Consider the following 15,033-nt stretch of genomic DNA (forward strand, 5'->3'; position numbering starts at 1 on the left):
GGCCCTGAGCGCTTCGCGAGCCTGCAGGATCGCTCGCAGCCTAGTCGGGCGCAACACTCGCGTCTGTGCGCTTTCGAACATTCATGCCCCTTCAGGTATGCTAGTTCTATGCATCGTCCGGCGAGAGCCGGACAGGGATGGCTCATCAGCCAGCGGCGTCCTCCAGCCCGCAACCCCTGAACAGGGGCATGGTCATAGAGCATGGCCTAAATATCGCAGCACGATGAGCGGCGAATTTGGCGGTCCGCCTAGAACCAATATCGAGTTTCGGCAGTTGACTCCCGGTGGATCCGAACAAGCAAACTGATTGTTCGGGCCGATAAAGTTTAAAAAGCTAAGCCGGCACACATGAAGGACTTCCGACGACGTTTGGAAAAGGTCCGCGCTGACGCCAGAGAGTTTACGCTGATGAGTCAGCAGGCCACGGACATGGAAAAGCGTGAGCTGTTTAGGCGCTTGGCGGATGAGCTCGCCTTCGAGGCTCTCGAGCTCGAGCTAATCGTGAAGAAAAGTGAGCCACCTGATCCGAGCAACCCGCACGAGGTCGTGGAGTTTAAGCCACCCTCTGAGCGAAAGCGCGGCTGACGCGGAAGAGGTTAAGCCGGCCAGATCGTGCGTGCACGCTGTGTCCACCCCACACAAAGAACGTCGCACGAGACGCGCTTTGTTCTGTCGAAGAATCTAAAAAAGCCCTTGCGGGCCAATCTCTTAAGGATGGTGGGCGCACCAGGGCTCGAACCTGGGACCCGCTGATTAAGAGTCAGCTGCTCTACCAACTGAGCTATGCGCCCGAAAGGCGGTTAGTGCCTTGCGAGGTCGGTCGTTTAGCAAAGCGATCCGGGTCTGGCAAGCGATGCAATGAAGGTTTTTCCACAGTCCCCAGGAAGCGAAAAGCCGCTGGATTCCAGCGGCTTCTCCAGGGTTAATCGTCGCAGAATCCCGCCCCGTTCAGAGCCGGCCCTCGCGATCCCGGTCGGGGCCGCCGTCGCGGTCGAAACGGTCACGATGGAAGTGCTCCATGCCGCGCTCCATCATGCGGTCCATGCCGCGTTCCATGAAGTGGCGGTGCGGGCCGTCTTCGCCGCCGCCGAAGGGGCCGCGGTGGCGGGTCAGCACGGCGAGGCGCCGCTTCTGGCCCTCGTCCAGGGTCTTGTAGAGGGGGTCTGCGGCATCGGCGATCTTCTTCAGGGCCGCCGAGGTCGCGCCCATGTCCTCGGCGCGCTGGCGCAGGCGGGCGACCGGATCCTCCGGCCTGTCGGCGTCCTTGCCGGCATCGCCGGGGCCGGCATTCATCCGCGCATTGGCGCGGTCGATGCGCAGCTTGGCGAATTCGCGCACGGCAGCCTCGACCGGCGGCCACAGCTTCTCCTGGTCGGCGTTGAGCCTCAAGCCGGCATGGACGGCGGCGATCCGCGCGTCGACAAAAGCGGCGCGGTCTTCCGGGTTCATGCGGATGTGGCGGATGTGCTCCATCCACGGGCGATGATATTGCGCATAGACCGCGCCCGAGCCGGCGATGCTGAGCACGGCGATGGCGGCGATGGTGAACTTCTTCATCCGGACCTCCTCTGGAAGGATGTCCATGAAGATGGGCGCGACGCCGCTGACACGCAACTTACAACTTGGACAGGAAGCGGGCCCTTGCCAGGATTGTAACGCCCGATTTTACCTCCAGCCGCAATCGGAAATCATTCGCAACAAAAAGGCTTCCGTGCAGGCTGCACGGAAGCCTTCGTTCATCGTTCGAAACGATCGGTTCGTCGTGCTCAGTTCGTGGTGCTCTTGGCCTCTTTAAGGAATTCGTCGATCAGCGGCTGGCCGACGCGGCCGGCGGCGTCCTTGTAGACCGGCTCCATCGCCTTGCGCATCGCCTCGTCCTGCTCGGCCGTGAGCTTGATGATCTCGCTCTTGCCGCTCTTCTTGATCTCGGCCAGCGCGTCGTCGTTTTCCTTCTGCGACTGCGCGTTGCTGAAGTCGGTCGCTTCCTTCATCGCCTTGGTGAGCGGGTCACGGATGTCGGCCGGCAGATCGTCCCAGAACTTCTTGTTCACGATCACGACGTAGCCGATGTAGCCGTGATTGGTCTCGGTGATGTACTTCTGCACCTCGTGCATCTTCTGGGTATAGATGTTCGACCAGGTGTTCTCCTGGCCGTCGACCACGCCGGTCTGGAGCGCCTGGTAGACTTCCGAGAACGCCATCACCTGCGGCAGCGAGCTGAGCGCCTTGAACTGGGCCTGCAGCACGCGCGAGGACTGGATGCGGAACTTGACGCCCTGATAGTCGGCGGGCGTGATCAGCTTCTTGTTGGCGCTCATCTGCTTGAAGCCGTTGTCCCAATAGGCAAGGCCGGTGATGCCCTTGGCATCCAGCAGCTTGAGCAGCCGCGTGCCGAGCGGGCCTTCCGTCACCTTCCGCAGCGTCTTCAGGTCGGGCAGGATGTAGGGCAGATCGAACACCTCGAACTCGCGAATGCCGAGCGGTCCGAACTTGGAGTTGGACGGCGCCAGCATCTGCACGCTGCCGAGCTGCAGCGCCTCGAGCTCTTCCTTGTCCTTGTACAGCGTCGAGTTCGGATAGACCTCGACCTTGACCTTGCCGCCGGTGTACTTCTCGGCGAGCTCCTTGAACTTCTCCGCCCCCTTGCCCTTCGGCGTGTCGGTGGCGACGACGTGGCTGAACTTGATGATGATCGGCGATTGCGCCGATGCCGGCCCGGCAAGTCCGAGTGCCAGTGCCGCGATGGACGCGGCGATCGCGAAGGTGCGCATAATCTCTCCCTGTTATTATCTAGGCAGCCCGGCGCGCGGGCGGCCAATCCTTATGCCGACAGCATCAATAGCGGCTGGGAGACGCAGCCGCTATTGGCCCTTAGCAGGGCAGGTATTCATGGTGAATCCTGCACACGCCGCTGCGCCCCTCGCCCGCTTGCGGGAGAGGGTTGGGAGAGGGTGCCTTCGCAACGGGACAGCCCCTGTGCCGAGAGAACCCTCACCCGCCACGCACGGGACGATGCTTCGCATCGCCCGGAGCGTGTCGGCCTCTCCCGCAAGCGGGAGAGGCGAAGGCAAGCGGTGTCAGCTCGCAGCCGCCGTCGTCACATTGTCGCGCTGGCGCTTCATGACGATCTTGTTGAGCGCGCCGAGATAGGCCTTGGCCGAGGCCACCAGCGTGTCCGGATCCGCCGCGCGCGCGGTCATCGCGCGTCCCTCCTGCGACAACCGCACCGACACTTCGGCTTGCGCGTCGGTGCCTTCGGTGACGGCGTGGACCTGATAGAGCTCGAGCTTGGCCTCGTGCGGGACCAGGCGCTTGATGCAGTTGAACACCGCGTCCACCGGACCGTTGCCCTCGGCCTCCTCGATCTTGATCTGGCCGTCGACGTCCAGCTTCATGGTCGCGCGCTGCGGGCCATGGGTGCCGGCGATCACGGTCAGCGAGGTCAACTTGATGCGGTCGTGCGAGGCCGCCATCTCCTCGTCGACCAGCGCCTCGATGTCCTCGTCGTAGATGTCCTTCTTGCGGTCGGCCAGCGCCTTCATCCGCGTGAACGCATCTTCCAGCTGGTTCGGACCGAGCTTGTAGCCCATCTCCTCCAGCTTGTGCACGAAGGCATGGCGTCCGGAGTGCTTGCCCAGCACCAGCGAGGACTGCTTCAGGCCGACCATTTCGGGCCGCATGATCTCGTAGGTCGAGGCGTCCTTCAGCACGCCGTCCTGGTGGATGCCGCTCTCATGCGCGAACGCATTCCGGCCGACGATCGCCTTATTATACTGCACCGGGAACGAGGTCGCTGCCGACACCACCTTGGAGGCGCGGGTGAGCTGGGTGGTGTCGATCTTGTTCCAGTACGGGAATTTGTCGTTGCGGACATTGATCGCCATCACGATCTCTTCGAGCGCCGCGTTGCCGGCGCGCTCGCCGATCCCGTTGACGGTGCACTCGACCTGGCGCGCGCCGCCGACGATGCCGGCCAGCGAGTTCGCCACGGCCATGCCGAGGTCGTTATGGCAGTGCACGGAGAACACGGCCTTGTCCGAATTCGGCACGCGCTCGATCAGCGTCTTCATGAAGTGGGTGTATTCCTCCGGCACCGTGTAGCCGACGGTATCGGGAATGTTCACCGTGGTGGCGCCGGCCTTGATCACGGCCTCGACGATCCGGCACAGGAAATCCATCTCGCTGCGGGTGCCGTCCTCGGCCGACCATTCGACGTCGTCGATCTGGTTGCGGGCGCGGGCGACCATCGCGACCGAGGTCTCGAGCACTTCTTCCGGCGTCTTGTTCAACTTCACCCGCATGTGCAGCGGCGAGGTCGCGATCACGGTGTGGACGCGGCCGCGCTTGGCGAACTTCACCGCCTCGGCGCAGCGGTCGATGTCGGCCGGGTGGGCGCGGGACAGGCCGGCGATGACGGCATTCTTGGAGCGGCGGGCGATCTCGCTCACAGCTTCGAAGTCACCTTGCGAGGTAATCGGGAAGCCGGCTTCGATGACGTCGACGCCCATATCGTCCAGCAGCTCGGCGACCTCGAGCTTCTCCTCGAAGGTCATGGTGGCGCCGGGGCACTGCTCGCCGTCGCGCAAGGTGGTGTCGAAAATGATGACGCGGTCCTTGTCGGACTTGTTCGCGGTGGCCATTGCAAATTTCCTTTTGAGCTTTTGCGCCGTCAGTCTGCTGGGCGCTTGAGGTGTCCGGTGATCTCGACCAACCCCTGAGCGCCCAGGCGCGTCGCGCCCAGCCGGCCCTCAGGGGCAAGTAAGAAGGAGGCCGCCAATAAGGAGGGTGGGCAGCAGCGCGGCCGGGATCGTGGCGGCGGCCAGAGCCACCTCCTCCGAAATCCCATCGATTTGGCCGCGAATCAGCATTGCCAGACCCTTTTGAGCCCCAAATCCTCGGTCAAAACCATTGACGGTTGGTTGCCGGGAGGCTCAGTGACCCGTTTCTAGACGAGAAATAGCAGCAACTGCAACGCCAAAAGATGGTCAGGTAGCCTGCCCTGGTTGCGCCGATCTCGTGTCCCGGACGCGTTGTAACGCACTTGCGTTGCTGCGCAGAGCGGGGACCCAGGGCCGACAGGGCATGATCCGGTCCGGCTCTGCAGCGCACCATCGAACGGGAGGATGCTTCGCATCGCCGGGGACGCTGCGCGGCGTCCGGGGCACGAGAGCGCAGCGTGGCGCATGCTTTCCTCACACCGTCATTGCGATGCTCCAATGCAGATCCCAGCAGCAGTGCCGTAGGGTGGGCAAAGGCGCATAGCGCCGTGCCCACGATCTCCGTCCATATTCAACAAGGCGTGGGCACGCTGCGCTTTGCCCACCCTACGAGATCTGGTTTGTGGCACGTAGCTCAAGTTGCAGACGCGGCATCGCGGCCTCGCGGCGCATTTCGCCCGAGCTTTGCTTGATCACTCCACCCTCTCATCCAAGAGGGCGCAGGGAAGGCCGGGTGCCGGCTCGCACCCGCGGTCCGCTGCGCGAAAAGCACACGCAGAAAGAACCGCACAGCAGCATACAGGTGGTGCCGATCACTCGGCCTTCCCTGCGCGATGGCTGGACGGCTTATGCCGTGATCTCCCGGGAGCCGACCATTCCTTCTGGCCCTCCCTCGCCCCGCGAATTTGGATGATGCAGTCTGCCCGGTTGGGCTCGCTCGCATCCCCGCGAAAGGCTTGACCGTGGCAACGACGGCCAGGACCACACGGTTTTGCCGTACGCACGGCCCGCCATTTCGCCGCAGTTTTTCCAGCCCTGTCGACGAAGCCGGAAACTTACAGACGAGACGAAGCCTAGCAGCGCCGTCGTCCGCACGAAGCCTCGGGCTCACAGGGACTACCCGCCCTGCCCGCGCCTCTCGTGCCGACGCTGCCGCGTCCACCGCAAGCCCGGCTCGCGATGCGTGACGACACATGATCGCCCCTCTTGGGTGAGCCGGGATGGACAACGCATACGCCGAAACCGAATTTCGGTAAAGTGGAATATTTTTGTCCGCATGGATTGACAGAGGGCGACACAGGCTCTCGGCGCCGTAGCCCGGATGGAGCGCCAGCGTAATCCGGGACGGTGCGAGATGCCGGGCGAGCGGCCCCGGATTGCGCTTCCGCCGTCGCTCTTCGAGCTATGGCGGACAAGTCGCTTCATCCGGGCTACGAACTTCGCCCTATCCCGCGCGGCGGGCGCGGGCTCTGCTTTCCCAGCGGTCGAGCATCTGGCCGAGTTCGCCGTTGACCACGGGGACCGCCGTGATGGCGCTCGCGATCTCGTTGGTGTTGGCGGGCGCGTTGGCGGGAAGCCAATCCGGCTCGGTGTATTCGCGCCAGCGGCGTGCTTCGGCGCGTCGCTTGCTGGAGATGTAGTCACGCGTGAAATAGCCGGCCGCGAACGCGATTCCCAGCAACACGATCAATACGATGACGCCAGCCACAATCAACTCCGTCCATGCCCCCGGACGGGTTCTGCGTGGCAATCAGCGCGAAATCAAGGCTTGAACTGCGCCGAACGGGCGGCCTGCCGCGCTTTGCCGCAAGCAAATTTTTGCTTCGATCCGCGGAACATTTTCGCGCCTTGCAAACGGCACAAGGCGGACGCGAAGTGCATTCGAATATGACGGGATTGCGGCCTGCGCGAATCCGATTCCACCCTCGCAACCGGCGCTGGACCGCATTAACCTCCGGTTGCTTGGCCGGATCAACCGGTCAGCGAATATCATTGGGAGGACGCGATGACACGCCAAGAGGCTCGTGACCACACGGCTCGTGACCACGAGCAGCGTGACCAGGATGCTGCGCTTTCACGACGAACGCTTGTCCGGGGGCTTGCGCTTGGCGCCGCGGCCACCGTCGCCGGCCCCGCTCTGGCCCAGACCGGACCCGCCGCACCGCCGACCACCATCACCACCCCGCCGCGCGATTTCGGCCCCCACGGCGCGCCGACCACTTATTTCTGGGACCCCGACATCATCGCGGTCGATCCCTCCTTCAACGATCTCGCCCAGCCCAACACCGCGATCAAGCGCCTGTACACCGGCCTGCTGTGGGCCGAGGGCCCGGCGTGGAGCGCGCAAGGAAGGTATCTGTTGTGGAGCGACATTCCCAACAACCGGCAGATGCGCTGGAGCGAGGATGACGGCCGCGTCAGCGTGTTTCGCACGCCGTCCAACAATTCCAACGGCAACTCCTTCGACTTCCAGGGCCGCCAGCTCTCCTGCGAGCATTTGACCCGCCGGGTGACGCGCTACGAGCATGACGGCACCGCCACCGTGCTCGCGGACTCCTATCAAGGCAAGAAGCTGAACTCGCCGAACGACATCGCCGCGCATCCCGACGGCAGCTACTGGTTTACCGATCCGCCCTATGGCGGCCAGCTCTACGAAGGCGAGCCGGATGCCGCGAGCGGCCCGAGCAATGCGGGCGGCAAGCTCAATCCGCGGATCGGACAGCCGGCCGGTTTCCAGCCGGGCAAGCGCGAGCTGCCGACCAATTGCTATCGCATCGACCCTTCCGGCCGCATCGACCTCGTCGTTACCGAGGAGCAGGTCCCCGATCCGAACGGACTGTGCTTCTCGCCGGATTACAAGAAGCTCTACGTCGCCTCGACCGGCAAAGGGCCGGGCGACACCGGCCCGGGCGGCAAGGGCGAGATCTTCGTGTTCGACGTCGGCGGCGACAACAAGCTCTCCAACCCCAAGAAGTTCAGCGATTGCGTGATCGACGGCGTGAAGTGCGGGCCGGACGGCGTGCGCTGCGACGTCAACGGCAATGTCTGGGCTTCGAGCAATGCCGGCCGCGCCGTCGGCTACAGCGGCGTGACGGTGTGGTCGCCGGAGGGCAAGCTGCTCGGCCGCATCCGCCTGCCGGAGGTCTGCGGCAACATCACCTTCGGCGGCCCCAAGCGCAACCGCCTGTTCATGGCCGCGAGCCAGTCGCTCTACGCGGTGTTCACGGCAACGCAGGGCGCCGGGCCGGGCTGAGCCGAGAGCGCTGCATCCTGCAGGCTTGCAGCGCTCTCGTAGGGTGGGCAAAGCGAAGCGTGCCCACGATCCCCTTGATACGGAACGAGATGGTGGGCACGGCGCTTTGCGCCTTTGCCCACCCTACGGCACTGCTTTCTGCGGCACGATCTGCGGATCGATCGCCGTAAATACCCCTTCGCTTGTGCGTTTCATGACAGCTTAACGACGCGCCCGCTCCGGCGGTTCCGCGGCCGCAATCAAGCTCCATCGCGGGCCAATCTCCGCCATCAAACCAAAGATGATGTGTGACGCGGCAGGGCCGCAGCGCGGTGCGCAGGCATGTCGCTTCGCCTCCGTCCGCGCCGGACAAGAAATTGGGAGTTGCACGATGCGCCGTATGCCAAACGACACGATCATCGTCAGCGTTGGAAGCCAGGAGCTCGTGATCGCGTTCGGAGACCCCGGTCTACCGGTCGACGGCCATGGCGGTAACGACATCATGATCGCAACAGTCGATGACGGGCCCAGTAGCCTGCTGTTTGTCGGCGACGAGTCGATCCTGGAAGGCCAATCGCATGGCGGCAATGACCTTCTCGTCGCGACGATCCAGGGCCGCTTGCCCTATACGACCTTTGACGGCGACGCGCAGATCATGTCCGGCCAAGCCCGCGGCGGCAACGATTTGCTGCATGTCGAGGCCTCGAATGCGATCTATGCGAGCGTCTATCTCTCAGGCGACGCCGAAATCGCCATGACCGGGGATGCCAAGGGCGGCAATGACCTCATCAAGGCAGAGATGGGCGACAGATCGTATGGTGCGTTCAGCGGCGATTCCGGATCGCTCATGAGCGGCAACTCCCAAGGCGGCAACGACATCGTCAGCGTGGTCCAGGCCGGCGCCTCTGGCAACATATCGATGTCAGGTGATGCCTTGGTGTCCATGATCGGCGATGCACGCGGCGGCAATGACATCCTCATCTATACGGCCGGCGACGATGCGCGGTCCGGCGGCGCATCACTGCTCGGCGATAGCGGCTACATGAGCGACAATGCCCGTGGCGGGGACGACATCCTGATCGCAGCCGTCGACGGCAATCCCAATTCGACCTCCATCGCGCTCGTCGGCGATGGCTCGCAGATGTCCGGCAACGCACAGGGTGGCAATGATATTCTCTACGGGAGCGATCGCGGCGATTGGCTCTATGGCGATGCACGAGCCTACAACCCGTTCGTAGGCGGCTCGATCACCGGCGGCAGGGATCTGCTGAACGGCGGAGGCGGCAACGATCAGCTCTGGGGCGGACCGAGCAACGATCTGTTCGTGTTCGGGGCAGGCTCGGGCCAGGACGTGATCAACGATTTCGATCAGGGCAACAAGGCGGCGGGCAGCACGATACTCGAGCAGGACGTGATCGATGTGCGGGCCTATGGCTTTGCGGACTGGGGCGCGCTGAAGAGCCTGATCAGCGATGACAGCGCCGGCAATGCGGTGATCCAGCTGACGGCCAACGACACCATCACGCTGGATGGCATCCATGCCGCCGATCTCAACGCCAGGGATTTCATGGTCTGAGGCGCGGCTTGCCGCCGCGACCCAAATCCCTCGCAAGGCCCTTCACTGTCATCGCGGCGGGCCTTGGCTTTGTGCAGAACGCAGAGGCCCACTGGCCTCGAAGGACCCATCCTGCGATCTTGCCGTTAATTCCGACGCGGCCTGGAGAAGCAAGATGGACGATCGACCAAGACGACCCGACAGCCTGATGCAGGACGACGGCTTCGTCCGGGTGCGCGGCGCGCGCGAGCACAATCTAAGGAACGTCGACGTTCGCATTCCCCGCAACGCGCTCGTCGTATTCACGGGCGTGTCGGGCTCCGGGAAATCCTCGCTTGCCTTTGGAACGATCTACGCCGAGGCGCAGCGGCGCTATCTGGAGTCGGTGTCGCCCTACGCGCGGCGGCTGTTCCACCAGATGCAAGTCCCCGAGGTCGACGACATCGAGGGCCTGCCGCCCGCCGTCGCGCTCCAGCAGCAACGCGGGGCGCCGACGACAAGGTCATCCGTCGGCAGCGTCACCACCATCTCGAACCTGCTGAGGATGCTCTATTCCCGCGCCGGCGATTATCCGCGGGGACAGCCGATGCTCTATGCGGAGGCGTTCTCGCCGAACACGCCCGAGGGGGCGTGCCCGACCTGCCACGGCATCGGCAGGATGCTCGACGTTACCGAGAAGTCCATGGTGCCCGACGACACCAAGACGATCCGCGAGCGCGCCGTCGCGGCCTGGCCGAGTGCCTGGCAAGGGCAGAACCTCCGGGACATCCTGACGACGCTCGGCTACGACGTCGACAAGCCCTGGCGCGAGCTGCCGAAAAAGGACCGCGACTGGATCCTGTTCACCGAGGAGCAGCCGACCGTTCCTGTTTATGCCGGCTACGACGCCGCTGAGGTCAAACGCGCGCTGCGCCGCAAGGAGGAGCCGAGCTACCAGGGCACGTTCACCGGCGCGAAGCGCTACGTGATGCAGACCTACGCCAAGTCCGAGAGCGCGATGATGAAGCGCCGTGTCGCGCAATTCATGATCACGCGGGATTGCCCGACCTGCCACGGCACCCGGCTCAAGCCCGAGGCGCTCAAGGTCAGGTTCGCCGGGCTCAATATCGCCGAGATGTCGCATTTGCCGCTCAAGCAGCTGCAGGAGCTGGTCAAGCCGTTCGCAAAGACTTCGACGGACAGATCGGAAAAGACCGTCGTCGCCAGGCGCATCTGCGAGGATCTGTCGGCGCGCCTCGCCGTTCTGCTCGACCTCGGCCTTGGCTATCTCGCCTGCGAGCGCAGCACGCCGACGCTGTCGCCGGGCGAATTGCAACGGCTGCGCCTTGCGACGCAGGTTCGTTCGAACCTGTTCGGCGTCGTCTACGTGCTCGACGAGCCGTCCGCGGGCCTGCATCCCGCCGACACCGAGGCGCTGCTGCGGGCGCTGGACCGGCTGAAGCACGCCGGCAATTCGATCTTCGTGGTCGAGCACGAGATCGAAGTGATCAGGCATGCCGACTGGCTGGTGGATGTCGGGCCTGACGCGGGCGACGGCGGCGGGCTCATCCTCTACAGCGGGCCGCCGGCAGAGCTCGGTCAGATCGAGCAATCGCGCACCGCCCACTATCTCGCGCATCCCCGCAAGAAGCTGCCGACGACCCGTCGCGAGCCGAAGGGCCACCTGAAGGTCAGGGGCGTCGCCCGCAATAATCTTCGCGGTCTCGACGTCGATATCCCGCTGGGTGTCCTCGCCAGCATCACCGGCGTGTCGGGCTCCGGCAAATCGAGCCTGATCAGCCAATTCCTCGTCGAGGCCGTCGCCGGGCATCTCGGCCATACGCTCGCGGACGAAGCGGACGACGACAGCCTCGCCGCAAGGGTCGAGACCTTGGGCGGCAAGATTGTTGCCGGCCTCGACCGGATCGGCCGCCTCGTCGTGGTGGACCAGAAGCCGATCGGCCGCACGCCGCGGTCCAACCTTGCGACCTATACCGGCCTGTTCGACCATGTGCGGCGGATGTTCGCGGCAACGCCGCAGGCAAAGTCCCGCCGCTACGACGCGGGACGCTTCTCGTTCAATGTCGCGAAAGGCCGATGTGCGACTTGCGAGGGCGAGGGCTTCGTCTGTGTCGAGCTCTTGTTCCTGCCCAGCGTCTACGCGCCCTGCCCGACCTGCAAAGGCGCCCGCTACAACGACAAGACGCTCGAGGTGACAATCCGCGGCAAATCCATCGCCGACGTGCTGGCGATGCGCGTCGACGAGGCCTTCGAGTTCTTCGAGGGCGATGCCGCGCTGAACCGGTCGCTCTCGGTGGTGCGCGAGGTCGGTCTCGGCTATATCCGCCTCGGCCAGTCCGCCACCGAATTGTCCGGTGGCGAAGCCCAGCGGATCAAGCTGGCGACCGAGCTGATGCGTCCGCAACGCGGCCATACGCTCTATGTGCTGGACGAACCGACCACAGGGCTGCATCCGCGGGATGTCGAGCGGCTGATCGCCCAACTCGACCGGATCGTGGACGCCGGCAACAGCGTGGTCGTGGTCGAGCATGACATGGACGTCGTCTCTCACAGCGACTGGATCATCGATCTCGGCCCCGGCGCCGGCGACGAGGGCGGACGCATCGTCGCATCGGGGACACCGGATCAGGTTGCCAAGGCCAGCGGAAAGACCGCGCATTATCTGGCGCGGCGCTTGAAGCAGTAGCGCTCGGTCTCGCCGGACCTCACCGTCATTTCGCAATTGCGTTCTATGGCGCAGCTGACAGACCCGACTTTCGCCATGTTGACTTTCCGCTGTCCCGCTCCCCATACTTCGCAAAAAAATAACAACCAGTCATAAGAACGGTTTTGAGGGAGGATAGGATGCCGACTTCACGCAGGCAGCTGCTGAAGGGTACGGCGGCTGCCGCCGCCACACTCAGCCTCGATTGGACCAGGGCCCAGGCGCAGGCCGAGAATTTACGCATCGGCCTGATCTACGACCTCACCGGCCCGTTCGCCGCCGGCGGCTCGGTCGCCTCCTCGGTCGGCGCGCAGATCGCCATCGACCTCGTCAACGAGAAGGGCGGCATCGGCGGCAAGACCAAGATCGTGCCGGTTGCGGCGGACTCGCAGAGCAAGGCGGATGTTGCCATCAACGAGGCCGAGCGGCTGATCAGCCAGGAAAAGATCGACATCATCAACGGCGTCTATTCCAGCGCGCATGCGGTGCCGATGGCGGCGAAGGTCGAGCAGCAGAAGAAGATCCTCTGGATCACGACTGCGGTCTCGACCGCCGTGTTCAAGGACAAGAATTTGCAATACGTGTTTCGCGCGCAGATCCATTCCGACCAGTACGGCCAGGCCTTTGCCGGCTTCATCGCCGAGCATGCGAAAGCCAAGCTCGGCATGGAGGCGAAGGACGTCAAGGTCGCGCTGATCCACGAGGACGGCCCCTATGGCGTCGGCGTCGCCGCGGCCGACGAGGCCTATGCCAAGCAGGCCGGCATTCAGGTCGTGCTGCGCGAAGGCTATTCGGCGTCCGCTCCCGACCTCTCGGTGCTCGTGACCAAGATCAAGCGCGCCAAGGCCGACGTGATCTCGCATGCCGGCTACAACCCCGATATCACTTTGTTCCTGCGCCAGGCCCGCGAGAGCGGATTGCGCTTCAAGATGCTGTTCGGTGCCGGCGCCGGCTACAGCCAGCTCGACAAGCTGCGCGCCACCTTCGGTCCCGACATCGACAATTTCTGCAACATCGACCCGGTGCCGGCGCAGCTGCTCGATGCGGCAAAACTCGCGCCGGGCATGGGCGAGCTGATCAAGACCATGGTCTCGCGCTACCAGGCCAAGACCGGCGCCACCGACGTGCCGCCGCACTGCTCGATGGGATTCAACCAGACCTGGGTGCTGCTCAACAACGTGCTGCCTGTCGCCAAGGAGAAGTACGGCAGCTTCGAGCCGGAGGCGATCCGCAAGGCCGCGCTCGACGTCGACATTCCCGCCGGCGGCACCATCCAGGGCTATGGCGTGAAGTTCTTCCCGCCGGGCACGCCGCTGTCCGGCCAGAACGAGCGCTCGACGCCGGTGGTGATGCAGAACGCCGGCGAGCACATCTCGGTGGTGTGGCCGACCAATATCAGGACGCAAGACCCGGTATTCCCGCTGCCGAAGGGATCGACCTACGGGACGTAGGGGCGGCTTGCTCCCACCCTCCCCCTCCAGGGGAGGGTCGCTACGCATGCAGCGAAGCGAAATGCGTGGCGGGATGGGGTGATCTCTCCACACGGGCACTGCCCGATTGGAGAGATCACCCCACCCCGCTCGCGCTGCGCGCGATCGACCCTCCCCCTCCAGGGGAGGGTAAGAGAAGCGTGCCCTACAACACCACCCTCCGCCCCTCCTCCGCGGCCCAGTACCCTGCGTAGTTCAACTTGATCGTCTCATAGGCCAGCGCGAGGTCAGACAGCGGCTGCCGCCCGGTCGCGACGCATTCCATGAAGTCCTGAATCTCCTGCAGATAGCCGCGCGTCCATTCCTCCTCGAGGCAGACATATTGCCAGCCGGTTTTGCGGTCGACCTTCTCGGTGATGTAGACGCTGGCGAGCTTCTCCTCGGAGGTCTGGTAGCTCATCAGATGATTGTTCGGGGTGATGTTGGCGAATAGCGAGCCGCCTGACGTATACGTCTCGACCAGATTGCGCACGCCGCCCATGATCATGTCGCCGGAGAACACGGTGGCCTTGGTGCCGTCCGAGAACGTCGCCGTCAGCGTGCCCCAATCCTCGACATCGACCGGATTGGCCTTGATGTAGGTGCGCTCCTCCGGCTTGAGGCCCGCTGTGACGTTGCCGACATCGCCGGTGACGCTGGCGACACGGATGCTCTCACCGCGCGCCTTGGCTTCGACCTGCTTGAGGTAGAGCACGGCCGAGAGCGGATGGCAGCCCATGCGGATCAACGAGCCGCCGCCGGTCATCGCCCATTGCGCGGCGTGGGCCGCGTGCGAGCCGGAATGGCTCTCCTCGCCCTTCATGAAGAGGATCTTGTCCTTGGTCGCCTTGATGATCTCCGCAGTCTTGGTCACCGCGGGCGCGTAGATCCAGTCTTCGGCATACATGAAGAGCTTTCCGGTGCGCTCGATCGCGGCGCGCGTCTTGTCCATCTCCTCGAGCACGCGCTCATACATCAGCGCCTTCGGCACGTGCTTGCCGATCGGCTGCTTGTCGCCGTCGCGGCCGAAATAGCCGGCGAACGGCTTTTCGCAAATGACATGCTTGCCGGCCTGCATCGCCCCGACAATCATTTCGGCATGAAGATTGGGCGGGGTGCAGATGTCGACGACGTCGATCTCGCGGTCGGCGATCAGATCGGCAAAGCTGCGATAGACGCGCGGGATGTTGTGACGGCCGGCGAATTCGACGACGTGGTCGCCGCGCGCGGCCACCGCCGCGACCTCGACATCCACGCCATAGACGCGCCGGAACGCATACATATGCAGCTCCGACACGAAGCCGCAGCCGACGAGTCCGATCCTGATGCCTGCCATAGCGCCCCCTTGCTTTGGG

10 protein-coding genes and 1 tRNA gene are annotated in these 15,033 nt (G+C 64.2%); 5 read left to right on the top strand and 6 right to left on the bottom strand.

Features of this window, described 5'->3' with window-relative positions; translation table 11 throughout:
- Positions 1-348: 348 nt before the first annotated feature.
- Positions 349-585 carry a hypothetical protein gene (locus BM190_RS07360; protein ID WP_018318142.1) on the top strand — a complete coding sequence of 79 codons (237 nt, stop codon included), beginning with the start codon at positions 349-351 and terminating at the stop codon, positions 583-585.
- Positions 586-715: 130 nt separating this feature from the next.
- On the opposite strand, the gene BM190_RS07365 is transcribed toward BM190_RS07360, so the two are convergent.
- The 5 genes from BM190_RS07365 to BM190_RS07390 all read right to left on the bottom strand — a co-directional run bounded on the left by BM190_RS07365 (position 716) and on the right by BM190_RS07390 (position 6,426).
- Positions 716-791: transfer RNA gene (locus tag BM190_RS07365), tRNA-Lys, on the bottom strand.
- Between the two features lie 157 nt (positions 792-948).
- On the bottom strand, positions 949-1,557 hold the full coding sequence (locus BM190_RS07370; RefSeq protein WP_177236954.1) for a Spy/CpxP family protein refolding chaperone: 609 nt from the start codon (positions 1,555-1,557) through the stop codon (positions 949-951).
- Positions 1,558-1,766: 209 nt separating this feature from the next.
- Positions 1,767-2,771, bottom strand: coding sequence for a TRAP transporter substrate-binding protein (locus BM190_RS07375; protein WP_092253256.1), 1,005 nt, complete (start codon positions 2,769-2,771; stop codon positions 1,767-1,769).
- 306 nt (positions 2,772-3,077) lie between these two features.
- The gene (locus BM190_RS07380) at positions 3,078-4,640 is read right to left on the bottom strand and encodes a 2-isopropylmalate synthase (RefSeq protein WP_018321622.1); all 1,563 of its coding nucleotides are present in this window, start codon (positions 4,638-4,640) and stop codon (positions 3,078-3,080) included.
- Positions 4,641-6,162: 1,522 nt separating this feature from the next.
- Positions 6,163-6,426, bottom strand: coding sequence for a hypothetical protein (locus BM190_RS07390; RefSeq protein WP_049815127.1), 264 nt, complete (start codon positions 6,424-6,426; stop codon positions 6,163-6,165).
- A gap of 297 nt (positions 6,427-6,723) precedes the next feature.
- Between BM190_RS07390 and BM190_RS07395 the strand changes: the two genes are divergently transcribed.
- The 4 genes from BM190_RS07395 to BM190_RS07410 all read left to right on the top strand — a co-directional run bounded on the left by BM190_RS07395 (position 6,724) and on the right by BM190_RS07410 (position 13,660).
- On the top strand, positions 6,724-7,971 hold the full coding sequence (locus BM190_RS07395) for an SMP-30/gluconolactonase/LRE family protein (RefSeq protein ID WP_092253258.1): 1,248 nt from the start codon (positions 6,724-6,726) through the stop codon (positions 7,969-7,971).
- Between the two features lie 370 nt (positions 7,972-8,341).
- Positions 8,342-9,526 (top strand): calcium-binding protein, encoded by a 1,185-nt coding sequence (locus BM190_RS07400; protein ID WP_244550617.1) that lies wholly within the window; start codon positions 8,342-8,344, stop codon positions 9,524-9,526.
- Positions 9,527-9,680: 154 nt separating this feature from the next.
- On the top strand, positions 9,681-12,191 hold the full coding sequence (uvrA, locus tag BM190_RS07405; RefSeq protein WP_092253262.1) for an excinuclease ABC subunit UvrA: 2,511 nt from the start codon (positions 9,681-9,683) through the stop codon (positions 12,189-12,191).
- Between the two features lie 158 nt (positions 12,192-12,349).
- Positions 12,350-13,660 (top strand): ABC transporter substrate-binding protein, encoded by a 1,311-nt coding sequence (locus BM190_RS07410; RefSeq protein ID WP_018322896.1) that lies wholly within the window; start codon positions 12,350-12,352, stop codon positions 13,658-13,660.
- A 184-nt stretch (positions 13,661-13,844) separates the two neighbouring features.
- Here BM190_RS07410 and BM190_RS07415 read toward each other — a convergent pair whose 3' ends face one another.
- On the bottom strand, positions 13,845-15,014 hold the full coding sequence (locus BM190_RS07415; RefSeq protein WP_092253264.1) for a Gfo/Idh/MocA family protein: 1,170 nt from the start codon (positions 15,012-15,014) through the stop codon (positions 13,845-13,847).
- Between the last annotated feature and the right edge of the window lie 19 nt (positions 15,015-15,033).

This window comes from Bradyrhizobium sp. Rc3b (assembly GCF_900114915.1).
GTDB lineage: Bacteria > Pseudomonadota > Alphaproteobacteria > Rhizobiales > Xanthobacteraceae > Bradyrhizobium.